The following is a 26,960-nucleotide window of genomic DNA, read 5'->3' as shown; positions in this document are numbered from 1 at the left end:
CTGGATACCAGTCGCATGACACTACTATATAGTAGGTCCCAATTTTATCCCAGTCTGGGATCTTCTTTCAAAAATTCAAAACAATCTATTAAAAAGGAGAATATTATGTCTACAATAATTTTATCATCAATTTTAAGTAAAGCGGGCAGTATTTTTGGGCCAATTGGCCAGATTGCTGGCTCAGAACTCGGTGCTCTGCTTGGTGCACAGCTTGATAATGCAATATTTGGTCTTGATGCCGAGCAAAAGATAACGCATGGGGCGAGGCTGAAAAATCTGCAAGTTCAAACCTCAACTTATGGCAAAGCAATTCCAATTATCTATGGCACTGCTCGCATTGCTGGAAACATTATTTGGTCACAGCCAATAAAAGAGGAGGCGATAACCACTCAAAATAAAACAGGAAGAGGTATAAATATTACATATAACTACTATGCAACACTCGCAATTGCAATTTGCAAGGGGAAAGTAGAAAAATTAAATAGAATCTGGGCGGATATAAAATCGCTTAGTTTTGATGAAATAGATTATACTTTTTACCACGGCAGAGAAGACCAAAACCCTGATCCGTTTATGTTATCAATCGAAGGTGAGAAGAATGTACCAGCTTATAGAGGAATATCTTACATAGTCATCAAAAATTTCCCTTTGGCAGACTATAGTAATCGTGTTCCGGTGTTTACATTTGAAGTGCAAACTGCACTGAAGCTCAGTGGATTCTCAGTAGCAGAAAACATTAAAAATATCAATATCATACCAGGTTCAGGGGAGTTTGTGTATGATACGAAAATACAGAAGAAAATTGCACGAGAAAAAATAAGCAGTAGTCAATATATTCCCTATGGACCGGTACAAAGAGTAAATCACAATAATCACACAAAAAAGAGCGATGCTATGCTTTCTTTGGACCAATTGAAGGAAAGTTTACCAAATGTTGAATGGGCATCGGTAGTGGTTAATTGGTTTGCAAGCAGTTTGAATATCAAAGATTGTAAAATATATCCTGCAGTTGAATTTCAAGACGATTCTGCTATAGTGCCTGATGATTGGCAAGTGGGAAATATAACCAGGGATAATGCCCAGCTCATTTCAAAAGATAATCATGGAAATCCAAGATATGGTGGTACAGTTAGCGATGCAGCACTAATAAGATATATAGAAGAGCTGCATAGCAGAGGTTATAAGGTGATGCTCTATCCAATGCTCTTGCTTGACACAAAAAACAAAGAGTGGCGAGGAAAATTGAGCGGTACTCCTCAGGATATAAGTGATTTTTTTGAGAATCAGTATAGCAAATTCATAGAGCATTACACGAGCATTGCCAAACAAACTAAAGTGGAAGGGTTTATTATTGGTTCTGAGTTTGCTCAGCTTACCAGAGTAAAAGACGTAGAGGGTAACTATCCTGCAGTAGCAGAGCTAGTTAAAGTTGCAAAGCAAGTAAAATTTCAGCTTGGAAAAGAAGTAAACGTAACTTACGCTGCCGATTGGAGTGAGTATCATTCATATGATGGTTGGTATAATATGGATGAACTATGGTCTTCACAGTTCATCGATGTTATTGGCATAGATGCTTACTTTCCACTCACCGATGGCGAAGAACCTCCTTTTGGCTATTCTGCGAAAGATGTAACGGGTGGTTGGAGCAGTGGGGTAGGGTATGATTATTTTTACGATTACTCAAAAAGTGATCCTGAGAAAATAAAGTATAATGACAGCGAATATGCGTGGAAAAATATCGAGAAATGGTGGAGTGAAGTTCATGTAAATCCAGGTGGTAGTAAAACAAAATGGCAACCAAAAATGAAGAAAATATGGTTTACCGAATATGGATTTCCCAGTATGAACGGCTGCACTAATGAGCCCAATGTGTTTGTTGATAAAGGTAGTATAGAGAGTAAATATCCACGATACTCAAACGGAGAGGTGAGCTTTCTTTCGCAGAAAACTGCAATCGAAGGAACATTAAAAAAGTGGCAAAGCTCAGAAATGGTGGAGAAAATGTTCCTCTGGGCGTGGGATGCAAGGCCATTTCCTTATTTCCCCAATTTATGTGACATGTGGGCTGACTGCCATAACTGGCAGACCGGGCACTGGATTCAGGGAAAAATTTCACAACTTAATGTTTCCGATGTTTTGTCTGATCTGTTGCAAAAGGTAGGTCTCAAAGGCGATCAGTTTGATACAAGTGATGTTAAAGGATTACTATCTGGGTATGTAATAAATGATCAGCAACCCGTACGCTCAATTATTAAAATGCTGCGAAGGTGCTATTTTTTTGATGTGGTTGAACAGAACTCAAAACTGAAATTTATTCAAAAGGGCAGGGGAGTGAAAACTGAAATACCAATTGGCGAGATGGTTACCAATAACGTTGCAAAACTTGTTAATATTAGTCAGCTAGATTTAAATAGTAAAGTCAATGTTGTCTATTTTAACCGCAATTTTGGCTATCCAATTGATGTGAAATATGCTGAACTGCCAAAGCAGGGCAATGCTGCAACAGTTGAAATACCTCTCATTATGGAGGAAGGGGAGGCGCAAAATATAGCTGAAGTTTTACTTTATTCTTCGTGGCAAGAGAGAAATGTATACAACTTTAAGCTCCCGATAAAATATGCATGGCTTTTACCAAGTGATGTCATAGCAATTTCAGATGGCGAGAAAAGACATACGATGAGAATTATAAAAACAAAGTTTGAAAGCATGTCCATTCAAGTAATGGGAGTTGGTTATGATCCCTCTATATACAAGCTCTCCTTTCCTTCAACAAGATCACTTATGCTTAAAGAATACCCTCCTTCTCGCGTCAGTAAATCTATCATGGAAATGATAGATTTACAGCATATTAAAGGTAATATCGCAAGCTTTACTTTAATTGGTGAAGAAGAGAATTGGAAAGGAGCAACGCTCTTTATTTCGTATGATGATAAAGATTATAAGCCTATCGCAAGTGCAAATATACAATCTACTTACGGATATGTAATCGAATTTACCGATGAGGGAATTACAGTAGTACTGCGTTTTGGTAAGATAGACGTCATGAGTCCAACTGTGTTAGCGCTGGTTGGAAAAGAGGTAATAAAATTCGAAAGAGCAAAGCTCATAGGTAAGAATAAATATCAGCTTATCGACCTAATTAGAGGCCAAGAGGGTACTAAGAAATATGAACACACCTCAGGTGAAAAATTTATTCTACTTGATGATTCAATAATTTCTTTTGAAGTGCAAAAAGGTAGAAAGTTTTATCTTAAGGCAGTCACTTACGGTGATTCATTAGATAATACGGAAACAAAAATTGTAAACTGAGAGAGCGTAAGTGAAATCTTAATGTCTAGTTGCATTTTATTAAAAAATCCACTATATTATAAACATAGCAATATAGTGAGGTAAAATAATGATCGGTAATGTAAAAAAATTATCAAATGAAGCGCCAATAATACTAACTTGGGTACCAAGAGTATATGGTGCATCTTTACCAGATGGTAAAAACAGTGACTTTAATTACTTAGATATAATAAAAAATCATAAATTAATAAATAAAGAAGAGAGGGATATATATTTGATTATCAACGGTCCTGGGTTCAAAGAAAATCAAATAGATGATTTAAAATGTGAACTGAAAGGAATTGAAGGAGTACATGTTATAGACTTGCATCAGTATGACTGGAGCGAAATAGATCAAGGATGGAAGATAGATGGTAAAGATACTAGTATCAAAGATTTCTTTAGAGATATGTATAACATGACAGATGAACAAAGAACATACTTTGCTGTTGAAATAGATACTTTTAGATTAGTTGCTCTGGCACTCTTAAAGCAGTTTACAGGACACGAAGGTGGGATATATATAGATTTTGATTCTTTAAAAGCCATTGACTCTCATATAGGGAGGGATATAACAATCCCTGAGGGAATTTTATTAGGAAATGTTATAGCGTGTTTTCTTGATCAAGAAGGAAATACGAACTACACAAGTGCAGTAGATATAAAGAACTCGAATCATTACGACGAATATAAAAACCTAATGATTTTTACAAATAATGATTGCATTGCGGTAAATAATTCAAGTGTAGCAGTTAGCATCTTGTCTAATTATAAAGATAGAATACTGAGCCAAAAAGAAGCTTTTAATGAGGTTAAAAAGCGCTTATCTCTAGCCTTAGAACAAGAAGAAGAATTAGATATAGGAGTTTCCTTATTAATAAAAGATGAAGAACTCAAAAATGAAACAATTAAGCAAGCAAAGGAAAAGATAAAAAAATGTATTTCAGACTTTGAAAGCAATGGAATACAAGAGCTATATAATATTGAAAACTTTCATTATATTAACACCGGACTTGGTGAATTTAGCTTAAATTCTGCTCAAATGAGTACAATAAAACCTCTTCTTGTTCAATTAAGTGGTGAGAAAGTAAGCAAATGTCCATCATTTTCTTTTAATTGTAATAATGGTAATTATGTTTCCTTACTAGGAAGTGATTTATCCTGGATGAAGGGTGAGAGTTTATACTGTGTAGAAGAAGCAGAAGTAGCAATGGGAGAGCTATCACTTATATAGCATTGATTAAAGAACTTTCTAGTATCGTCGATTCGGTGCTAGAAAATTCAGTAAAGTAGTTAAAATATTAGCTGAAAAATAATTTTCTTCGAAACAGTCACCTACATATAGAAACGAGAATGTTTAAGCCCCTAGGAGATTTTATTTGTACGCCGCTAAAATTTCATTATAATATGAGTATATTAATGTGTTGAGGTAAAATAATGATCGGTAATGTAAAAAAATTATCAAATGAAGCGCCAATAATACTAACATGGGTGCCAAGAGTACATGGTGCATCTTTACCAGATGGTAAAAACAGTGACCTTAATTACTTAGATATAATAAAAAATCATAAATTAATAAATAAAGAAGAGAGGGATATATATTTGATTATCAACGGTCCTGGATTTGAAGAAAATCAAATAGATAGTTTAAAACATGAGCTGAAAGGAATTGAAGGAGTACATGTTATAGACTTGCATCAGTATGACTGGAGCGAAATAGATCAAGAGTGGAAGATAGATGGTAAAGATACTAGTATCAAAGATTTCTTTAGAGATATGTATAACATGACAGATGAACAAAGAACATACTTTGCTGTTGAAATAGATACTTTTAGATTAGTTGCTCTGGCACTCTTAAAGCAGTTTACAGGACACGAAGGTGGGATATATATAGATTTTGATTCTTTAAAAGCCATTGACTCTCATATAGGGAGGGATATAACAATCCCTGAGGGAATTTTATTAGGGCAAGTTACTGCACATGTTAATCAAGAGACCGGCAAAATTATTAAAACGGATTTAAATAATGACCTGATCGCAGTAAGTTGTTCACGTATAGCGATTAATATTTTATCTAAATATAAAAGCGAAATACTGAGTCAAGAAAAAATGTGCTATGAGTTAGCAGGGCGTTTATCTAATCTTGCGAAAGAAGAAAAATCACGGTTTTTTGCTATTTATAAAGAATTGGGAGAGAAACAGCTGTTAGATAATGAAGCGAAGAAAAAAGGGAAGAGTATTATAGAGGAATTAGATAAGATAGAGCGCAAAATAGTTGATCTAAGAAATGGTAAGATAAGAGAACTATATGATCCGCTAGTCTGTCATTATTCTAGGTATCGTGAAATAGGTTTAAATTTAGGTCAATTTTATACCGTGGAAGTAGTCCGTAATGGATTGATCGGTCAAGACGAAAGCAAACTAGGGCTATTTTTTTTCGAAAAGAACAATGGCAATTACGTTTGTACAATAAATGGTGACCTATCCTGGATGAAGGGAAAAGATCTATACCATGAACGAGTAGATAACAAGCTGGAAGGAGCAGAAGTAGACAGGGTAGCAATGCGCTTGCATAACAGTTGTTAAAGATAGAAAGTCCTTTAAAGCAAAGGTTCTAAATAATTGACAGTCAATAAAATATAATACTAGTATTAATCTATGTGATAGAGGGAATAATATGTCAAAAAAAATAGTTAATGCACTGAAAGCTAAAGTAAAAAAGCTCAAATATGCTGATTTAAAATCTATACCAGTAAAGTCAGGTTGTTGGAGCTTTGGTTATAATACATATATTGACCTTGGTAGATCACACAACCTTACTATTAATGAGAAAGAAGTGCCTAATGAGCTTATTGAGAAGCTATATTCAAAACATAAAGATCTCATTTTAGAAGATGAGAATGGAAGAAAGAACTATAGTCCATTTCTTAAGCAAATTTTCATAAAAATATTTGAATATGCTGGTGCAGAAGTTCCGAGTGACTCTATCATGGAAGAATTGATAACTAACTATCATCAAGAAGGGTATAATCATTTTCTGTTTCTTCATATATTGAAGGCTCTTTCTCCATTTGGCTTGCTTGTGTTAGATTCTAATATAATAATAACTTATAGTATGGATTGCCGTGACTCCAATTGTCTAAAACTCAATTTTAGCATGGATTGTATAAAGGTACGCAGCAGTGATCTTGTTAATGATATCAAAACACCAGGTTTTTACAGCTCAGTAGAATTTAAGTTAAAATCTAAGGGTAGAAGCATAACATATGAGGATGGTAAAGTGCTTATTAATATTCCGAAAGAGCTGAAAAATTATAAAGCAAGTGGTAGAAGTTTGTGTGACATTACTATTGAGTATTTTCAAGAATTTTTTGGAAATTTGGGATTTAAATTTGAGACAAAAGTGGAACATAGTCTAGGTGAACCACTTAAAGTGTTAAAAGATGTAAATACATACCATGATAAGAACTTAAACTTGAACCAACAGTTAAGTAATTCAAGATAAGATATTGAGATTCGCATTTTTAAAGCTAGAAAACACATTCATTGAGAGAATAATTTCGCTACTGAAAGCAAAAGGCGTTTTTACAATCTTCTATCTACTACTCCCTCATGAACAGATACGTTAATCTCATCTAACTGCTCACTAACTTCTTCATTACTTGGCAAGTGTCCTCTAAGAGATAAGTTACGTACTGCATGCTGACATCGATCCAAAGGAGTTTGTAATCGCTCAACATATACTTTTGCTAGCAACTCAGCGTCAATTAGCGCTCCATGTAACTCCCTACTCTCTAGTGATATACCAAAACGCTCACACAATGCACTTAAAGAAGCCGGTGGTCCAAATTTCTTTCTTGCAAGCGGTAATGTATCTAACACTCTGTCTGAAGAGATTAATTTGGCATTCAGTTTACCAAGTTCCATGTTCAAAAATTTAATGTCAAATCCAGCATTGTGAATTACCAAAGTATCGCTAGATATAAAATTAAGAAATTCAGATGCAATCTCTGAAAATAATGGCTTATCCTTTAGAAATTCTTCGCTGATACCGTGAACTTTAAATGCACCTTTGTCTATGCTCCTTTCTGGGTTGATGTATCGATGGAATACTTTGCCTGTTGGAATATGATTAATTAGTTCTACACACCCTATTTCGATAATTCGATGGCTATTGACATCAAGACCTGTAGTTTCAGTGTTAAGTACTATTTCACGCAGCCCATCTTGTTTGGAAAGTTCTATACTTAACCTACTACTAGGATCTGACTGACTATTGGTAGCTTGTATCGTTTTTTTTCTTTTAGCTACTAATTTTTTTGTAGCACCTTCACCATCTTTTACTCTAGAGTGTCCAGGCACTTCGGTTATTGAGCTTTTTTTTATACTATCAAGGATAACTTCTTTATCATTTAAGAATTTTTTACCGTTACCTTCTACATAAAGTGAGGTGAGATTTTTGAGTGCTATATCTCCTCCATAGTGGTGGCGCCACACTCCAACAATGTTGTTGTTTTCTACATTTAATAAAGTAAGATTTGGGAGACGTTTGCTGCCAATCAAAAATGCAAAACCTCTGTCTCCAATATTGTTATTACTTATTTCAAGTAAAGTAAGGTTTTTTAGATTGCCTTGACCTATATATCCTGCACCTTCAAAACCGAGTTTATTGTTCCTTAGAGTGAGCGAAGTAAGATGTGTAAGTTTACTTAACTCTTTTACATCTTTACTATCAATCTCTACATTTATTAAATTAAGCTCGTTAATGCCTTTTTTACTCTGTAGAAAGTTTGCTAGCTCTCTTATATCAATTTTAGCACTTACATCTGATATTGTTAAAGCTTTATCATGTACATATCCACTAAAACCCACCTTACCCTCTGTTAATATACTATGTAAATATTTTAACTGGCATCTCAGTAGCTGTCAATTGCTTATATAAGATCTTAAACAGCTGGTTTAGGTGCTGTAAAATTCATACTTTTTGTGATCAGCTAAGTAAAAAGTCAAACCTAGGGCAACTCACTAAGCTTTTCTGATTTATTGTGATACAGTTCTTGAGTTTTTTTCTTCCTTTACAAAAGAATCTGTTACTAAATCCTTTAAAGTTTCACCAGGCTTTTCTAGCAATTCAGGTTTAAATAAATACTCAAGTCCATATATTGCTAATGTAACAGCTACAGCAACTAAAGCCGTAGTTAAGAATGAATAATTTCCTGTGATTAATGCTAAACTTACTAGTAACCCAATTACTGGTGGAGCAAAAATTGCTGCACCTCTCTTCCATAATTGTGGTTTTTTATTGAGCTCATGTTTTTGTTTCTCTTTCTTTTCTTTGTATCGTTTACATGCTCCTTTTTTTCCTTCAAGTGGAATTTCTTTAACTTGGACTTGCTGAAAAAATGTTACCTTTCTTTTTGGCTTTGTTTTGTCAGAAAAAGAACATTTTGATAACTCAGTGTAGTCAACTTTTTCGTTAGAATCGCCTATAACTTTTTCGCTTCATCAATACCTATATTAAATTATATTCTAAATAAAGTCAAGATATTAATTACTATATTAAACTGTACTCTGAAAAAATTAAGATATTAACTACAAGCCTTGAGCCTGTTAAAATCTTCTTCAGCGTGGTACGATGACCGAGTCAATGGGCTTGATGCAACTACCAAAAAGCCTTTGGAATAAGCAATATATTTATAATGCTCAAACTCTTCTGGGGTAACATATCTATCAACCTTTACATGCTTTGGAGTTGGTTGCAAATATTGACCAATTGTAATGAAGTCAACTTCGGCGCTACGTAAATCATCCATAACCTGAAAGATTTCTTCTTTTGTTTCTCCAAGACCAACCATAAGCCCTGACTTCGTGAAAAGTTTAGAATTAATCTGTTTCACCATCTTTAGCAAATATAGTGAATGAAAATAACGAGCTCTTGGTCTTATTTTTGCATACAGCCTTGGTACTGTTTCGATGTTGTGGTTATAAACATCAGGTGATGCAATAGCTATTGCTTCAAACGCTCCTTTCTTATTTAAAAAATCAGGAGTGAGGATCTCTATTGTTGTTTCCGAAGTTATCTTTCTAATTTCTTCTATACACCTTATAAACTGATTTGCACCACCATCTGGTAAATCGTCACGGTCAACAGAGGTAATGACAACGTGCTTTAAATTTAACTTTTTTATTGCTTTTGCTAAATTTTCTGGTTCATGAGGATCGAGCTTATCAGGAATGCCAGTTGCAACGTTGCAAAACGCACAAGCACGAGTACAAACAGAACCGAGAATCATCACAGTAGCATGACGTTTATTCCAACATTCACCAATATTTGGACACGCAGCTTCTTCGCATACTGTATGTAAGTTATGTAGCTTAACAGTATTTAAGGTTTCATTGAATACTTTACCAGCTGGAGCTTTTGCTCTGAGCCATGTAGGCTTACTATGCATTTGAAACAGCTAGCTCTACCTCTTGTTTTGCTAAAACTTTCTTTAATCTTCTTTTTATCTTTTGCGCTTCTTTACTTAGTTTAATTGTTTTTGTGTTGAGCAAGAAAGCATCAAGATCACCTTTGTAATCTATAGTTCTTAAAGTTCTTGTCGCTATACGAAAGCTAAACTTTTTGTCTAATATATTACTCGTCAATGTAACTTTATGTAAATTTAAGAGAAAGGTACGCTTTGTTTTACGATTTGAATGCGATACCTTATTACCAAAAGACTTTTTTCTATTTGTTAACTCACAAATTCTACTCACTTCAATATACCAATTTATCCTATGTAACTAGGTTAACCTGATATAGTTAAATAGTCAACTCCCTTGCTTGATTTTTATACCGTATACTGCTTTATAGCCAAAAAACACTGTAATTTTTTCTATTACAAGAGAAACCATATGCTGCATTTCTAATGCTTTACTGCCATTTGTTACTAACAGATGCAGAACACCAGAATTTACGTTTTGTGCGTATGAGATCTTTTGTGGTTTTGTACATTCTGCTAATTCCTCTCCAACTATACTTTTCCAGTTTAAAATAAGACGTATTTCATTTTTGCTGATCTTATTTTTCATGCATTTTAATGCATAGTTTTCTATTATAGATTTTAATTTCTTTGGCCCGCTATATTTAAGCATAGTTTTCTATTAATCAGATTTTGTCATATTCACAACATAGTGTGATGGATATTGTTTATAAGCTCCAGTAATTGCATCGACAGCAAAACCAGGTAACCATAGTAGATTCAATAAGGTAACGCTATTAAAACTTTCACCTACCATCACATTTAATTGTTTATAATCTTCTTTTTTACAATCAACAAACAATGATCCCGAACCTCGATGAATAACCACTATTCCAGGGTTAGATGTGAGAGAATGATTCGTTCCAGATGGGTCACGTATGACACATTTGACTTTTTCTACTAAGTTATCGTTATCATCTACTACTTTCATTTTAATCTCTTGTGTAGAACCCGAAAGAATTGTTGCAAAACAACCGGTTAATAACACAATTGTAGACAACATTAAACAAATGTTTAGTAACCTAGAAGATATACAATATTGGTATATTTTAAACATAACAACCTCACAAATCAAATTTTATCATCCGTTAGGCTTAACATATCCTGGAGTTATTTGTCAGTTCCAGTAGTGCTAGCTTGGATTGTAGCTGATTTACAATAACTACACCTCCAGCTTCACACATAAAAAGCAGTATTTGTATATTTTTGCCTAACTTGTAATCATTTTTAATTGTAATTTATTAAATTATTATGAAGCTAATTAAAATTCGAGTAAAGTATAGTATTTCCAAGAAGATTATCTTTTTACTGTATGCAGTAATTTTCTTATAGCTATCTGTTTTTTAAGATCTTTCTGCAATCCAAGCTGCTTGAATGGCCTCTAATATTTTTTCATTACAATACTTTTCATCATCATCAAACTCTTCTAAATCCAAGACTTTTCTTTTAAGTTCAGTGAATCTAATACTAATTATATCTTCATTTGGAAATTTCTCTTCTAGAGCTTCTGCAATATCTTCTATATCAAGCCATTTCATACTTTTTTAATAAATTAAACTGGTGCCCATGGGGAGACTTGAACTCCCAAGGTCGCAAAACCCACGGATTTTAAGTCCGCTGCGTCTACCGATTCCGCCACACGGGCCTTATGTTGTTTATCTAGAGTAAAATTCTACTACTAAATTGACTTCCATGTCTGCTGAATAGGGGACTTCGGAATATTGAGGCGCTCTCAAATACTTCACTGAAAGTGCTTTGCTGTCTGCCTCTAAATAATCTGGAGCCTTACGTTCTTGTTTTTGTTCAGCCTCTATTAATATAGGAATTTTTGCTGCTCTTTCCCTTATTTTTACTATATCACCAGGCTTCACTCTATAACTTGATATGTTAACCACCTTATCATTAACTGTAACATGTTTATGAGATATAAGCTGTTTTGCCGAGTAAATTGTTGGCACAAAACCAGAGTGATATAAAACAGAACTTAACCTTGATTCTAAGGCACCAATAAAATTATCAGCCGTATAACCCTTTCTTTTGTAGGCATCTAAAAATGTACGTCTAAGCTGCTTACTTGAAATTGCATAGTAGAACTTAAATTTTTTATGTGCAGCAAACTGCTTACCAAAATCAGATAACTTCTTAAATCCAAGAATACCATGCTGACCTGGAGGGTATTTTCTTTTATTGACCGAATCTTTTGCTCTACCCCATAAGTTTACACCAAGCCTGCGACTGATTCTATACTTTCTATTGATAACAGTTGTCATACAAAAATTCTCACAATCTAACTATAAATTATTAATGATTTTAACATTAAGTGTCAACTTGTTTTTGCCACTATGATATAGTATACTTCACTTTTAAGTTTTCCTATTAATACATGAATCATCTACTACTAAAATCCATGGCAAATGCTGTCCGCTTTTTATCAATTGATGCAGTACAAAAAGCAAATTCTGGACATCCAGGTATGCCACTTGGCATGGCAGATGTTGCCACTGTATTATTTGCTAAATATCTAAACCATAACCCTGATGATTCTCAATGGATCAGTAGAGATCGTTTCGTCCTATCAAATGGTCACGGTTCAATGTTGCAATACTCTATATTATATCTGACAGGCTACATTAGTATAGATGAACTAAAAAACTTCAGGCAACTTACATCAAAAACTCCAGGTCACCCAGAATTTGGCTTAACTTCTGGTATAGAAGCAACAACAGGCCCGCTTGGTCAGGGATTTGCCACTGCTGTTGGCATGGCACTTGCTGAATCGATTCTTGAAAAGCAGTTTGAAATCAGTCACTACACTTATGTAATGCTAGGAGATGGTTGTCTTATGGAAGGTATAAGCCATGAAGCAGCGTCCCTTGCTGGGCATCTTAAATTAAATAAGCTGATAGCACTTTTTGACGACAATGACATCTCTATAGACGGTTCTACTAGCCTCTCTTGCTCTGATGATGTAGAAAAGCGTTTTTCAGCGTATGGATGGAATGTTGACAAAATCGATGGGCATGACTTTGATGCTATATCCCTTGCAATAGAGCAGGCGCAAAAGTCTGATAAACCTACACTAATCTGTTGCAAAACTATTATCGGAAAATTTTCGAGCCGTGCTGGCACATCTTCTGCTCATAGTGGTGCCTTTACAGAGGAAGATGTAAAACAGATGAGAGAAAAATTAAATTGGGACTATGAACCATTTCATGTACCAGAAGATGTGAGAAACGCTTGGATAGAAACAGTTAAGAGGGCAAAGCAAAACTATACATCCTTGATCAATAAAGAACTACAAAGAAGACTTGAGAAACGTTTGCCGAATAATATCGAGAGTGATTTGGCTGATCTGAAGAAACAAATATGTAAGCTAATGCCAAACGAAGCTACTCGATCTTCTTTCGGCAGAGTAATGGAACTATTAACTAAGTCTATGCCAGAACTAATTGGTGGCTCTGCTGATCTTACCGGTTCAAATTGTACTAAATATAAGCATATGCAGGCAATAGATAGTAATAATTATAGTGGCTCTTATGTACACTATGGAGTGAGAGAGCACGCTATGGCAGTTTGTATGAATGGTATGGCTCTTCATGGTGGGATTATTCCTTATGGTGGAACTTTTTTAGTATTTTCCGACTACTGCCGCCCTGCTATACGTCTTTCAGCCTTGATGAAACAGCAGGTTATATATGTAATGACTCATGACTCAATTGGAGTAGGAGAAGATGGTCCAACTCACCAGCCAATAGAGCATTTAGCTTCTCTGAGAGCTATACCAAATCTGTATGTTTTTAGGCCAGCAGATGCAATTGAAACTTTGGAGTGCATTAGCATTGCACTTGAAAAAAAAGAGTCACCTGCACTATTTGCGCTTTCAAGGCAAAATATTAATTACATGCACTCTTATACTGACCAATTGGCCAACCTATCAAAATTTGGTGCATATATACTATGCGAATATTCAGGGAAGCTAGAAGTGACGATATTTGCTACCGGATCTGAAGTTGAAATTGCAGTTGAGGCAAGAGAAAAATTACAGGAAAAAGGTGTAGGTACAAGGGTCATTTCTATGCCGTGTTGGAGGCTTTTTGACGAGCAAAGTGATGAATATAAAGGGGTAATATTAAATAATGATAGTATTAAAGTTGCAATTGAAGCTGGAAGTGAAGTGGGTTGGCATAAATATATAGGTTCAAACGGTATATTTATTGGCATGAAAAATTTTGGAGAATCAGCACCTTATGAAGCTCTTTATAAGCATTTTAATATTAGCGCTGATTATGTAGTAAAATGTGTTTGTGAAAACGCTTTTTATCATTCCACTGCCCATAAAATTACTTAATGAACTCAGCCAGTGCCGTTATTATGATATATATAACAATTTTACAAAAATAATATCATAGAATTCAAGAATTGCTACGTGCTAAAAAAAGCAAAATGCTGTTTATAAGAATAAATGGCAAACACTCAACCAATTTCTATTTGTAAATCAGGTGAAGTCAAACCTATAAAAAATTTGGGAGTGTTCATACGCGTCAAGAAAGGTGGTTTTTTTAAAAATATCTTAAATTTTTGATCAAAAACTACCTCACTCTACACTTCCGCCATTTTCTTCAATTTAAGCTACAGCACCAGCAAGGACTTTTTAACTTGCCAAACAGGTACAGATTTAAAAGCCTAAAAACTATCTAAACAACTACAAGATTAGTAGTTTGATCAATTTCAACATTACTAAGTGTTGTATTTGCCTTATACAAACAGTAACATCCTGCTGCAAGAAAAATTAATGCGGCTACAGCGAGTGAAAGACACATTGCTAAATGAAACATTGTCAAACTTGCACCAACAGCAGATGCTCCAGATAATACAAAAGAAATAGAGGCGTAACTACCTTGCCTTTTACTATTGTTGCTTGCTCCTAAGAATTTTTCATATTTACTATTTAGCTCTTTATTTTTACCTTCAAATTGTTTTTGTAGATCTTTAACACGATTCTCTAATGTGCTTTCATGTTTCTTGAGTTCGGTTGTTACCATACTCTCTAATTCACTCTTTAGTTGAGTATATTTTTCAGTGATAGTCTTTAGATTATCCTTTAATTTAGTGTATTCTTCAGTGCATTGAGTTATTTTAGTTAAGTCTTGCCTTACACAATCTAGATCTTGTTTTACGTTGCTGTTCTTAGAGTCAAGTTCTCCAAATTTTTCATTTTGTTCTTCCTGCATATTGTTAATTTGAGTTTGTGTGACCTCAAGTGTCTTAGCTATTTTTTCATACCATTGCTGTATACCTACAACATCTGAACTGCTATTTGCAGAGCTATGACTTTCTACATTATCTGCATTATCAATATGAACGTTACTGCTACAATTGGGTTTAGGGCTATTAAGTAATTCTAAACCACCATTAACTTGCTTACCTTCAGGCTCTTGAGATTTCTTCTTATTAATTGCCTTAGTGAAGTGACTCGTATTAATAGTGACTTTTCCTTCAGTTGTAGCATTATATATAATATCCCATGCTGTTTTATTTATTAAATATTCTAACTCAGCTCCCGAGAAACCATCAGTTTTATCTGCAAGTTTTCCAGTATCTACTGTAACTTCCAACCCTTCGGTATCTTTGAATTTTTTTATATATAAGTCCAATATATCCTTACGCTGGGTCTTATCTGGTAAAGGAATTTCAATATGATTATAGAGACGGCCTGGCCTAGTAAACGCTGTGTCTAAAACATCTCTACGATTAGTTGCAGCAATTACTGTTACACCTTCTAGTGGGTTGAAACCATCGAGCTCGGTTAAAAACTGATTCACAAGGCTGTCGCATGATTGAGCATGACTAGAACTACCACCGCTACCACGTTTTGTAGCAATACAATCAATTTCATCTATAAAAATTATACAAGGAGCATTTGCTCTTGCCTTTTTAAAAATTTCTCTTACGTACTTTTCACCTTCACCAATATACGATTTCAGAAATTCAGATGCAGAAACACTAATAAACTTTGCATTAGCTTGACATGCAATTGCACGAGCAATTTTGGTTTTACCATTTCCGGGTGGACCATAAAAAAGATAGCCTTTTTCTGGTTTGTAACCTGTCTTTTTAAGTAATTCTTTATTTCTTTCTGGAATAGTACCAAGAATCTTGTTTAGCTCCTTTTTAACGCTTTCTGGAATTATAATATCATCAAGTGTTGTTTTATTTTCCGATTTAGCTGGATCAAAAATTTCTATTGAAGAGTTACTTTGTGTTAATTTATTTATCAAACTATCTATTGTTCTAAAATTTTCTATACCTTTAACATTAACTTTTTTAAGACCAGCTAAAGCTTTTTCTCCTTTATCACCAATGTTGTTCAAAGCTACATCAAGTGAAGTAAGGTTTGTAAGATTACCATTAGCTAAAGCTTCTGCTCCTTCATCACCAATACTGTTCCAACTTAAATTAAGTTGAGTAAGGTTTGCAAGATTACCATTAGCTAAAGCTTTTGCTCCTTCATCACCAATACTGTTCCAACTTAAATTAAGTTGAGTAAGGTTTGCAAGATTACCATTAGCTAAAGCTTTTGCTCCTTCATCACCAATATAACAGCTTTTTAAACTAAGCTCTGTAATACTAAGATTGCTCTGTAAAAAGCTTACTAATTCACTTATGTTTATTGTTTTCGAGTACAAATCAAGAAAGTCGCCTTTAACAAATTGACTAAAATCCATTTCATTTCTCCATTAAATATATAGATATTTTAGCCTATATTTTAATAATTGTCAAATTTTTAATAAATCTAATGAAAAATTATAGAAAATGCTTAGCATCACAAAAAATTTACTTTATTTTTAAGTAGAAAAATAGTACGTACCTTTGTGAAAACGAGTTGCATGATAAGAAAGCTAGTGAAATGTTTCGAGTAACTTTTTCTTTTCTATGAGCTACTTGACGGCAAGAATAAAGTTTTAATCATTCCATGGTTTCTGTATAATTTTCAAAACTTAATTGGTATATATGAAGGTAATAATAGGTAGCGCTAGTAAACGATTAGGAGATTCAATAGCAAGTGGGCTAAATGCTCAGCTATTCCCCAATCAGGTGTCAAGATTTGCCGATGGTGAGGTAAATGTAGAAGTAGCAAATGATCTACGTAATCAAGAAGTATATATAGTACAATCTCTTTCTTCCCCTGTAAATGATAACCTTATGGAGCTTCTGCTTACAATTGATGCAGCAAAGAGATCTGGAGCCAAGAGAATAACAGCTATTATTCCTTATTACGGATACAGTAGGCAGGATAGGGTTATTAAAAACAATAATATGCAATCTGCTTTAAGTGCTAAATTAACTGCAAATCTTATTCAAACAGCTGGTGCAAATAGCGTTGCTGCTATTGATTTGCATTCAAGTCAAATTGAAGGTTTTTTTGATATACCAGTTACTAATTTAAGCTGTTTTGAAGTATTTGTTAACTCTATATACAAGGAGAATTTGGCAATAGTTGCGCCTGATGTTGGAGCAATTGGCAGAGCTCGTGCTTTTGCAAAGATTTTAGAGGAAAAACACAAGTTGGATAATGATATTGTTGTAGTAGATAAATATAGAGAAAAAGCAGGTACATCTGAGGTAATGAATGTAATCGGAGAAGTTGCAAACAAAAATTGCGTCATTGTTGATGATATAGTTGACTCTGGCGGAACATTATGTAATGCAGCTCTTGCTTTAAAAAACCGAGGAGCAAAGTCTGTAGTTTCGTGCATTACACATGGAATACTTTCAGGAAATGCAGTTGAGAAAATCTCTTCCTCTTCTTTGGATAAATTAGTAATTACGGACACCGTATTTCACAAATTTGAAAAAAATGATAAGATAGAGGTTGTTTCAATTGCAAATATTTTAATTTGCTTTATGCAAGGAGGTAAAAGTGCCAGCTAGATCAACAGAAGATGTTATCACTTCGTTAATAGAATTTGCAAATAAGAGAAAAATAACAATTACTAAAGAAGAAATGCTTAAAACTGCACAGCTTGTGAGGATTAAGTTATCCGATGATGAGATTCAATACTACTCAAAAGAACTGACAATGCTGGATTGGATACATGATACTTTGTTGAAAGTTAATACTGAAGGTGTTTCTCCTATGCGTTATGGAACTATAGATAAGGATGTCCATGTACGCGATGATATTATAAATTCTCAAAACATTAAAGAAGAAATATTATCCAATACAAAATCGGAGCATGGGTATTTCGTAGTACCGAAGGTTATAAACGATTAAGATAAAGCAAGATTTATACCGATTTTATAGATCTACTTTCAAAAATAAGACCAATCTGGTAAAGAAGCATTCGTTGGAGTAAAAACCATTTTTTGATTTTTCTTTACTAAATCTACTAAATATAATTTAGAGTTGCTTGGTGATTCTGCGTTAGTAAAGATAATTTCTCTGCCATTTGGTAGCCATGCCGGAGATTCAATTTTATGTCCCTCTGAAAGCAAGCGCTCTTCTTTGCCATCTGGCTTCATAACTCCTATGTAAAATTTTCCTGACTGAATTTTTGTAAAAGCTATCAGATCTCCTTTTGGCGACCAAACAGGTGTAGCATATCTTCCATTTCCAAAACTAATTCTCTTGGGTTTTTTGCTTTTTTTAGTGAAATCTATGATATATAGTTGCTGACTTCCACTTATATCAGAACTAAAAACCATGTACTTTTGATCTGGAGACAAAGAGGGAGAAGTACTTATAGCTGAACCTTTAGTAATTTTTTTTGTTCGTTTACTGCTTAAGTCTAGAGATAATATATTTGTTTCACCACTCAATGAGTGGGAAATAAAAAGAGATTTACCATCAGGAGAAAATCTTGGTGCAGAAATAACTCCTTCAAATGCGCTGATTATTGATTCAGTGTTATCTTTTAAATTTTTTAATATTATATAACTTTTACCATTTGTGTATGAGATATAAACAATACCCTTTCCATTTGGTGAAAATCTTGGTGTTGACACAAATTTCTCACCATTTGTTAAGTACTTTATATTACTTCCATCTTGATTCATCACAGCAATTTTACGGACGGATTTGTAATTGCTATCTTTTTCTTCAGCGATATATGTAATTTTTGTATTGAAATGCCCTTTCTCACCAATCAATCTATCATGTATCACATCTGAAACAAGATGACTAATTTTCCTCCAGTCTTTTGCTAGAAAAACAACCGACTGAGTAAGTAATTCTCTGTTTGTAAAGCTGTCAGATAAACGAAAAGATAGCTCTAAATTTCTGTTTGATACTTCACTTAAACTTACTGTGACTACAGTATCGCTTTTCCAAGACTCAACTTTCGTGTTACGTTTCACATTAAATAAGCCACAATTAGATAGATTTGTTTCAATTACTTTTGTGATGCTTTCACTTAGCTCACTTTCCACTTCTGTCTTGCATGCACATTTAGATACAACAAGATCAATATTACCAATATTGCTTTTTTTTATATCAACATATAAAACAGCTTTTGTGGAATAAGGAATAAATAACGAAATAAATAACACCAGTTGAACGAATAGCTTCATTAGATTTCTTGCATTACCTCCTGTCATCTCAGCAAATAGCTTACTTTTGAAGTTAAACTGCATGACAGTAGAGTAAATCAATTTCTGCAGTACTTGACACTGGAATCCAGAAATTTGACTGCAAGTAAGTGCACTGAGGTGGCAAGCATAAAAGTAGCTGTTTTATTCTAAAATAAACGTCTTTGACAAGGTTGCATGAAAAACTGGATTCCAGTGTCAGAGCACTGGGATGACACTCTACTGGTGGAGATTGCTCTAAAACTACAATGTTTGCCTGGGCGTTGAGATGGCACCCTTCTGGTAGATTCAAATCACAATGTTTGTATAGTTGTGTGATCTGACACTGATTTTTTTTTACGGATTCCAGTATTGCATGCTGAAATAACATCAAAGAATACATTGTTAACTTCTTACTCAAATAATGGTTAATAAAAAGAGGTATATTTCTATACCTGTTCTATTTGGACTTCAATTATAGGTCTTTTTAGTAAATATTCCTTTAAGATACTAAATATTGAACTTTCAATCTTATTTCTTATTTTTTTTATCGGTTGTGGACTAAATGCTGACTCAACCTTCTCTATGATCTTTTGCATAATGGCTGCATCTTCTTGCGCTTCGAAAACACCAGGTGCAAATACTTTTGGCTTAGCGAGCAATTTGTTTTTCTTATTCACAATTGCTGTTACTACAATAACCCCAGCATCTCTCATTCTCTCACGCATCTTTATAACGCTGCATTCTGGATGGCGTAGCAACGTACCATCAATACCAAAGTAGTCAACATCAATTGAACTAACTTTTTCTCCATTCTCCAAATTAACAATATCACCTGGTGCAATCATTATTGCTTTTTTCACACCGCACTCTTTAGCGAACTTTACATGTGCATCCGTATGAATATACTCACCATGAACTGGAATAGCTATCTTAGGTTTTATCAAAGAATACATTTCCCTTAGCTCTGCTTTTACTGGATGTCCGGAAGCATGAACATTCTCTGTTTTTTCAGTAATAACTTCCACTCCCATCTCAATAAAGGCATTGAGCATGTTATGTGCACGAGTTTCATTGCCAGGAATGATTTTTGATGAAAAGATCATGGTATCACCTTGCTGCATTTTAAATGCTTGATGACTCTTATTAGCAAGCCTTGAGGTTGCTGCCAGTGGCTCACCTTGACAACCTGTGCAAAGTAGCACCAGCTTTTCCCTTGGAAAATTTACTGCCTCCTTTGCTTCTAGAAACTCAGGAGAATCAGTTAAATAACCACTATCCTGAGCAACTTTCACTATTCTCCATAAAGATCTGCCAAGTAAAACCACTTTTCTATTTAGTGCTTTTGCAGCTTGGCTTATTGTTTCAATTCGCGCCACATTCGAGGCAAATAGCGAGACAGCAACCAATTTTTTAGACCGCTTTATTATATTGTAAATATTATCATAAATTTCACTTTCTGACTCAGGGTGATGCTTGCTTAATATATTGGTTGAATCGCAAATTGCTGCAAGCAGATCACCTTTATCGCCAATTTCTTTTAAACGCTCTATATTAGAAATTAATCCAACAACAGGTTTTGGATCAAATTTCCAGTCCCCAGTATGAAGTGCACTACCTGCTTCAGTGCTAATTAATATTGAATTTGCCTCAGGAATTGAGTGAGTTACATTTATAAACTCAACGGTAAAAGGACCCAAATTTATGCTGCCATTTATGTCTACCTCTTTCACAGGTACCACACCTTCCAATCGAAACTCCTTTAGTTTCTCCTTGAGAAAATTAACTGTAAACTTTGTTGTATATATGGGACATTGCAAATCTTCCCACAGATGAGGCACTGCACCACAGTGATCCTCATGTGCATGTGTAATTATTATTCCAAGCAAATCTTTTTTTCTTTGAGCAATAAAATCTACATCAGCGATGAGCAGCTCAACACCTGGCATAGTTTCATCTGCAAAACCGATACCAAGGTCGATCATAATCCACTTGCCTTGATAATGATATAGGCTAACGTTCATCCCAATTCTTCCTACTCCTCCAAGAGGAAGAAATAAAAACTCATTTTTGTTTATGTTCATTAATTTTAAATTATTAAAATGCGAGGATAGCAAAACTTCGACCTTAAATAAAGGAATTTATCACTTTTGCATAACTTAAAAAAATCTTTTCACTAAAAGAGAAGGCTTTCAAATTGGTAAAAAGAATTAAGTGTATACAGCTACCTCTTTATATCATTTAGCAAATTTCTCATTTTTTTTTTACTTTTCCAAAGAATCCTTCAGATTTCTGCTCTACACTTTCATGTTCCCCTTCCTCAAGCGCTTTTAATAGCTCAATCTGCTTTTGGGTTAAATTCTTTGGATTTAAAGTCTCAACTATTACCTGTACGTATAAATCACCACGAGCATGTGAGTTCATATATGGCATACCCTTTTCCCTACAACGTAGTTTGGTACCAGTTTGAGTGCCTTCAGGGACCTTTACTTTTATTTTAGCTCCATCAATTGATTGAATATCGATTTCACCACCAAGTACTGCTAGTGTCATTCTTATAGGCACTTTACAGTGTAAATCTGCTCTATTGCGAGTGAAGATCTGATGAGTAGCTATTTTCACACATACGTATAAATCTCCGCTTTTTCCACCTCTTGCTCCAGCTTCTCCTTTACCACTGACCCTTACTTTAGCTCCTTCTTCTATGCCTTTTGGAATTGAAACGGAGATATTTACTTCATCTCTTTTACGTCCACTTCCACCGCATTTCTTACATTTATTTTGTATTATTTCTCCTTCCCCATAGCATGTAGTACACGTTCTTTCAATGGTAAAAAAGCCCTGTTGAGTTCTAATTCTACCGCTTCCCTGGCATGTGTTGCACTGAACTGGTTTGATTGCTCCTTCGCTACCTGTGCCTTGGCATGTATTACATTTTATATTTGTCACATAATGTATAGGTGCTTGTATTCCTTTAAATGCATCTTCCAAGGTAATTTTAAGGTCGTAGCGCAGATCTGCTCCAGATACTCCTGTTGTACTTCTTTTTGTTCTTGACCTACTTGTACTGCCGCCGAATCCTCCACCAAAAAAATCGTTAAATATATCGCTAAAATCCCCTCCAGCTTGGCTGAAATCAAATCCACCGGAAGCACCATCGTGACCATAACGATCATAACCTGCTCTTTTTTCAGAGTCAGATAGAACTTCATATGCAGCTGTTACTTCTTTAAATTTTTCCTCTGCTTCCTTATTACCAGGATTTCTGTCAGGATGATATTTTAATGCTAGTTTTTTATATGCTTTTTTTATCTCGTCAGTACTAGCATTTCTGCTCACTTCTAGCAGATCATAATAGTCTTTTTTGTTCATATATAATAGCTCAGTATTTTACCTTTAAAGATAGGTATTACACATATGAATTTCAAGCATGACCTCTATTTCCTATAAAATATGGTGCACCCTGAGCGACTTGAACGCCCGACCTTTTGATCCGTAGTCAAATGCTCTAATCCAACTGAGCTAAGGGTGCTTGCACAAAGTTGACTTTAACAGATTTTATAGCTTATTTCAATTGGTTTAGCTAAAAATAAAACTCTTATCATGTATGAAACCTGTAAGAAATTGTACTAGCTCTCTTAAAGGATAACTTAAGTTAACAGTTTCCAATTACTTTGATTTTAGAACCGCTATCCGAATAAGAGCTTTTCACATTATACTACCAAGCTGCTAACAAATAGCGGAATGACGGTTATAGTTAAATCTAAACTATTTTGGCTATATCAGAAGACGGGTTATGCAGAAACCTTAAAATACTTCTTGCTTGCCAAGGAGAATAAATACATTCCTACAAACAAGCAGATACTCAATATCGATGCATAGGAAAACTTGAAAATTAAATCTTTAATATATATTGATAAGCATTTACCTGCAGAAATTTTGTATAGTAGTCCAACACAAATAATCGTACTATCAATGACCGATGCTATAATTAAAGTGATGAAATTTGCCATATGAAAATTCAATTTCGACTTTAATTCTTCAAAAACAACTATGCTTGAGAGAAGAGAGATTAAAATTGCAGTATATAGAACCAGTATCATAAAACTAAAATTTTGCAATTTAAAAAGACAGCATATCACTGTACACACTATTAAGCTGTAAGTAGCTTTGCTTCTACCATAAAACTCAACCATTGAGTTTACAACTAAAGTAGCTCCCACAAATAAGGCAGCACATATCATTAATTTATTTGAAGTGTTAAGTAAAGAAAGACTGATAAGCAAGAGTATTGATAAAATGGACATAATCACCTACCCAAATTTAATAATATGCATTTATTTTAATCAGACATTACACATAATGAAAAATTTGTCTAGCGTAATCAAAAGTTATTTAAACTAGTACCTAAGTCTTTCAAATCTATTCTTATAATATCCTTTATATTGAGAGCTTTCTCCTCTGTCACTTTTCCAATACATGAAAAAACTATACCTTTAAACAATTCTTCAAACTTCCGCTGATTTTGCGGGGCAATAGTTACTAATATTCTACTTTGCGATTCAGAAAACATTATTATCTTGTTTATTATGTCTGTATTTTGTGTTTTTCCTATTGGTACTAGTGAAAGATCAATTTCAGCACCAAGGTCTCCTGCAATTAGCGATTTTGCCAAAGCAATAATTAAGCCGCCTAAGTTTGGTGCAATTGCAGAGACAATTATGCCATCTTTTATTGCCTGGTTGTAACGTTCATACAACCTCCTAGCGCTCTTTGCATTAACTTTTGGCACGTTGTTATTATCTATTCCACTATATAACTGATATTCAGATCTACCAAGCTCATCGTGGGTTGTACCAAGCACATATATCAAGTCCCCTGGCATTTTCACATCAAGCGATACCGCATTTTCAATATTGTCTATAACTCCAATTGCTGAAATGAGTAGTGAAGGTGGTGCAGATATCATCACTTTCTCGCCATTTTCATCATATCCCTTAAAGTCGTTAAACATACTATCTTTTCCGGATATAAATGGTGTTTTAAATGCAGTTGCAAAGTTGTAACAAGCCTCTGCAGCTCTCTTTAGTTGCCACAGCCTTTCTGGATTATAAGCATCACACCAGCAAAAATTGTCGAGCAACGCTAGATGATTTATATTTCCTCCTGCAGCTACGTAGTTGCGTATTGCAGTGTCAATCGCACATGCTGCCATGTGATAAGTGTCAATTTCTCCATAACTTGAGCCAAATCCCTGCGATTTTACAACACCTTTGTTTGAAGAAAGGACTGGCCTCGAGACAACAGCTTCACTGCACACTCTTCCCTTGCCTTGCAGTGGTTTCAGTATTGACGATCCTTGAACCTCATGGTCATATTGCACCACTATAAACTCTTTGCTGCGTATGTTTGGTCTGCTTAGCATTTCTTTTAGTGCAAAGGTGTCATTCCAGTGCTTGACACTGGAATCTATCTCAAGCTCAACTCTGCCATCGCACGTATTTTTACATAAAGTTTTAGATTTATTTGCAGACAAAGCCTGCTGGATTCCAGTGTCAAGCACTGGGATAACAGGAGAGAATTCTGGAATAACAGCGTATGGGTTAGATTTTCCAGACCATGGCTTTGTCTGTAAATGCATTTTAGGATTACCATCATGCAGAAATTCAGTTTCGATGTCCATTATTACTGCCCCTGGGGGACATTTAACAACGGCTTTGCCACTTTTGTTGAATTCTCCAATTACACAGACCTCCACATCATGTGTTTTCATGATTTGCTTAAACGCAGGAAGATTTTCTTCTGGCACTGCTAAGGTCATTCTCTCTTGTGATTCTGATATCCATATTTCCCACGGAGCCATACCATCGTTTTTAAGGAGAACCTTGCTCAAATCCACTTCAAATCCGTCTTTTCCCATTTCACCAATGGACGATGATAGACCGCCTGCTCCATTATCCGTTATTGCATTATAAAGACCAAGATCTCTTGCTTTTACGACGGCGTTGGATAATTTTTTTTGTGTTATAGGATCACCAATTTGCACAATTGTTGAAGGGCTGTTTCCCGACAATGCCTCTGAAGAAAAAGTTGCACCGTGAATTCCGTCCCTTCCAACTCTTCCACCAATAATTACGATTTTATCACCGTTTTTGGGTTCTTTTATGTGTGAAGGTGCATTATTTATATTCCGTGGAATAATTCCGATGCTTCCAACAAAAACTAATGGCTTTCCACAGAATCTATCGTCAAAGTATACCGATCCAAGTTGCGTTGGAATACCGGAGCAATTACCAGCAACATTAACACCGTGAATCACTTCTTTCATTATATATTTTGGTGGTAAGATTTTATCAGTACGCTCTTTATCTCTATAAAGTTTGCCTTTTGATTCTTTGGCAAAGCAAAAGTAATAAGTATTCATGATAGGTTCTGCACCTTTGCCAAAACCGACTATATCTCGATTAACTCCAAGCACTCCAGTCATTGCTCCACCGAACGGATCGAGAGCTGAAGGACTATTGTGAGTTTCAACTTTATCTACAATCAAGTAATCGTCATCAAAAATTATTCCTCCTGCGTTGTCGGAGAAAACTGACACGCATATGTTAGAATTTATCTCACGCGTTGCACGCTTAATATAATGAGCATATAGACCATCTTTTATTTCATCAATAGGGGAGCAAAAAATATTGTGTTTACAATGTTCAGACCAAGTCTGTGCCAGAGACTCAAGTTCAATATCATATGGATTTCTACCGAGTTTTTTAAAGTAATCCTTTATAGCTTTCATTGCTGCCAGCGAGAGCCCTAAAGTGCCATTACCATCGATTCCATCTCTGCTGATTTTTTCAAGCTCTTGGTCACTTACATTGAGTTTGACAGATTTTGCTCCATTATTAGCTGGTGTCATCCCAGTGCTTGACACTGGAATCCATTCTTTTTTTTCCTGGTTACGCGCTGTAATGACACCAGGTGGGGTATTTGGTTTACTGTAATACTTCCAATGGCAATTGCCGTTTTCTTTATAGACAAGTGTGCAATATTCAGTAATAGGATTGAATTCCTGTTTTATGTCATCTTCGGTTGGAAAACCTCCTTGACTTAGAATCAATTTTGAACTTCTTGCCTTGATAGAAACACTTTCATCAATGTGGCCTTTGCTCATTAGATATTCTCTAACAATTTGTTTTGCCGTGTTTCCTACGTTATCGGTCATGCCAGGTAAAAAGCTTATCTCCAAGCCCCACTTTGCTTGTGATTCTATGAAGTTATATTGAACTTTTTCAAGGTTTTCATTGTAGGAATAATAACGGCAGTCTTGTATGACTTTATTATAAAATAGCCCACAAATTTCTTCATGTAATTTTGATGGTAATTCTTTGCTTATGTAAATCAAGTAAACATTAACTACCCTTCTGCGGCCAACTTGTTCACATTTATTAAAAACTTCTATTCTGATGTTTGCCATGTAATATTGTGAAAGACTTTAATATATCATAGCATAAGAAACTGCGAGCACATTTATATTTTAAATAATTT

Annotated in this window: 20 protein-coding genes and 2 tRNA genes; 7 read left to right on the top strand and 15 right to left on the bottom strand. The window is 34.7% G+C overall.

Annotation, left to right across the window (positions count from 1 at the left end):
- Positions 1–105: 105 nt before the first annotated feature.
- The 4 genes from OOL05_RS03215 to OOL05_RS03200 all read left to right on the top strand — a co-directional run bounded on the left by OOL05_RS03215 (position 106) and on the right by OOL05_RS03200 (position 6,832).
- Positions 106–3,309 (top strand): glycoside hydrolase/phage tail family protein, encoded by a 3,204-nt coding sequence (locus tag OOL05_RS03215; protein ID WP_264375497.1) that lies wholly within the window; start codon positions 106–108, stop codon positions 3,307–3,309.
- A gap of 88 nt (positions 3,310–3,397) precedes the next feature.
- Entirely contained in the window at positions 3,398–4,561 is a 1,164-nt protein-coding gene (locus tag OOL05_RS03210; protein WP_264730775.1) for a hypothetical protein, read from the top strand.
- A gap of 203 nt (positions 4,562–4,764) precedes the next feature.
- A complete protein-coding gene (locus OOL05_RS03205; protein WP_264730774.1) occupies positions 4,765–5,913 on the top strand; it encodes a hypothetical protein in 1,149 nt (382 codons plus the stop codon).
- A 91-nt stretch (positions 5,914–6,004) separates the two neighbouring features.
- A complete protein-coding gene (locus OOL05_RS03200; protein WP_264730773.1) occupies positions 6,005–6,832 on the top strand; it encodes a hypothetical protein in 828 nt (275 codons plus the stop codon).
- A gap of 80 nt (positions 6,833–6,912) precedes the next feature.
- On the opposite strand, the gene dnaQ is transcribed toward OOL05_RS03200, so the two are convergent.
- The 8 genes from dnaQ to rpsD form a co-directional block, all read right to left on the bottom strand.
- Positions 6,913–7,572 carry a DNA polymerase III subunit epsilon gene (dnaQ, locus tag OOL05_RS03195; RefSeq protein ID WP_406721753.1) on the bottom strand — a complete coding sequence of 220 codons (660 nt, stop codon included), beginning with the start codon at positions 7,570–7,572 and terminating at the stop codon, positions 6,913–6,915.
- A 1,343-nt stretch (positions 7,573–8,915) separates the two neighbouring features.
- Entirely contained in the window at positions 8,916–9,779 is an 864-nt protein-coding gene (lipA, locus tag OOL05_RS03190) for a lipoyl synthase (protein WP_264730772.1), read from the bottom strand.
- Positions 9,772–10,086, bottom strand: a complete 315-nt coding sequence (gene rpmB / locus OOL05_RS03185; RefSeq protein WP_006012685.1) for a 50S ribosomal protein L28 — start codon at positions 10,084–10,086, stop codon at positions 9,772–9,774. The genes lipA and rpmB overlap by 8 nt, the downstream gene beginning before the upstream one ends.
- 54 nt (positions 10,087–10,140) lie before the next feature.
- Positions 10,141–10,464: a DUF721 domain-containing protein gene (locus OOL05_RS03180; protein ID WP_007302641.1), complete on the bottom strand. Its 324-nt coding sequence runs from the start codon at positions 10,462–10,464 to the stop codon at positions 10,141–10,143.
- Between the two features lie 9 nt (positions 10,465–10,473).
- Positions 10,474–10,908 (bottom strand): hypothetical protein, encoded by a 435-nt coding sequence (locus OOL05_RS03175; RefSeq protein WP_012481765.1) that lies wholly within the window; start codon positions 10,906–10,908, stop codon positions 10,474–10,476.
- A 286-nt stretch (positions 10,909–11,194) separates the two neighbouring features.
- Complete coding sequence (gene iscX, locus OOL05_RS03170; protein ID WP_007302643.1) at positions 11,195–11,389, bottom strand: Fe-S cluster assembly protein IscX; 195 nt, start codon at positions 11,387–11,389, stop codon at positions 11,195–11,197.
- A 20-nt stretch (positions 11,390–11,409) separates the two neighbouring features.
- Positions 11,410–11,496: transfer RNA gene (locus OOL05_RS03165), tRNA-Leu, on the bottom strand.
- 10 nt (positions 11,497–11,506) lie between these two features.
- Positions 11,507–12,121: a 30S ribosomal protein S4 gene (gene rpsD / locus OOL05_RS03160; RefSeq protein ID WP_006012690.1), complete on the bottom strand. Its 615-nt coding sequence runs from the start codon at positions 12,119–12,121 to the stop codon at positions 11,507–11,509.
- Between the two features lie 113 nt (positions 12,122–12,234).
- On the opposite strand from rpsD, the gene tkt reads away from it, so the two are divergent.
- Entirely contained in the window at positions 12,235–14,199 is a 1,965-nt protein-coding gene (gene tkt, locus OOL05_RS03155) for a transketolase (protein WP_007302644.1), read from the top strand.
- Between the two features lie 346 nt (positions 14,200–14,545).
- Here the strand turns inward: tkt and OOL05_RS03150 are convergent, their stop codons facing one another.
- Positions 14,546–16,576, bottom strand: coding sequence for an AAA family ATPase (locus tag OOL05_RS03150; protein WP_264730770.1), 2,031 nt, complete (start codon positions 16,574–16,576; stop codon positions 14,546–14,548).
- Between the two features lie 286 nt (positions 16,577–16,862).
- On the opposite strand from OOL05_RS03150, the gene OOL05_RS03145 reads away from it, so the two are divergent.
- Both OOL05_RS03145 and gatC read left to right on the top strand, forming a co-directional pair.
- Positions 16,863–17,783, top strand: coding sequence for a ribose-phosphate diphosphokinase (locus OOL05_RS03145; RefSeq protein WP_149168843.1), 921 nt, complete (start codon positions 16,863–16,865; stop codon positions 17,781–17,783).
- Positions 17,773–18,126, top strand: a complete 354-nt coding sequence (gene gatC / locus OOL05_RS03140) for an Asp-tRNA(Asn)/Glu-tRNA(Gln) amidotransferase subunit GatC (protein WP_010401704.1) — start codon at positions 17,773–17,775, stop codon at positions 18,124–18,126. The genes OOL05_RS03145 and gatC overlap by 11 nt, the downstream gene beginning before the upstream one ends.
- 38 nt (positions 18,127–18,164) lie before the next feature.
- On the opposite strand, the gene OOL05_RS03135 is transcribed toward gatC, so the two are convergent.
- From OOL05_RS03135 to OOL05_RS03110, 6 genes are all read right to left on the bottom strand, one after another.
- On the bottom strand, positions 18,165–19,421 hold the full coding sequence (locus tag OOL05_RS03135) for a Tol-Pal system protein TolB (protein ID WP_064085826.1): 1,257 nt from the start codon (positions 19,419–19,421) through the stop codon (positions 18,165–18,167).
- Positions 19,422–19,867: 446 nt separating this feature from the next.
- A complete protein-coding gene (locus OOL05_RS03130; RefSeq protein WP_264375508.1) occupies positions 19,868–21,502 on the bottom strand; it encodes a ribonuclease J in 1,635 nt (544 codons plus the stop codon).
- A gap of 169 nt (positions 21,503–21,671) precedes the next feature.
- Complete coding sequence (dnaJ, locus tag OOL05_RS03125; protein WP_264337075.1) at positions 21,672–22,790, bottom strand: molecular chaperone DnaJ; 1,119 nt, start codon at positions 22,788–22,790, stop codon at positions 21,672–21,674.
- Between the two features lie 82 nt (positions 22,791–22,872).
- A tRNA-Arg gene (locus OOL05_RS03120) sits at positions 22,873–22,950 on the bottom strand.
- 262 nt (positions 22,951–23,212) lie between these two features.
- A complete protein-coding gene (locus OOL05_RS03115; RefSeq protein ID WP_010401691.1) occupies positions 23,213–23,725 on the bottom strand; it encodes a membrane protein in 513 nt (170 codons plus the stop codon).
- Positions 23,726–23,802: 77 nt separating this feature from the next.
- On the bottom strand, positions 23,803–26,889 hold the full coding sequence (locus tag OOL05_RS03110; protein ID WP_264375509.1) for a phosphoribosylformylglycinamidine synthase subunit PurL: 3,087 nt from the start codon (positions 26,887–26,889) through the stop codon (positions 23,803–23,805).
- Between the last annotated feature and the right edge of the window lie 71 nt (positions 26,890–26,960).

Origin of the sequence: Wolbachia endosymbiont (group B) of Episyrphus balteatus, from assembly GCF_947250575.1 — a bacterium.
Classification (GTDB): domain Bacteria; phylum Pseudomonadota; class Alphaproteobacteria; order Rickettsiales; family Anaplasmataceae; genus Wolbachia.
This window is presented reverse-complemented; position numbering and strand designations above follow the sequence as displayed.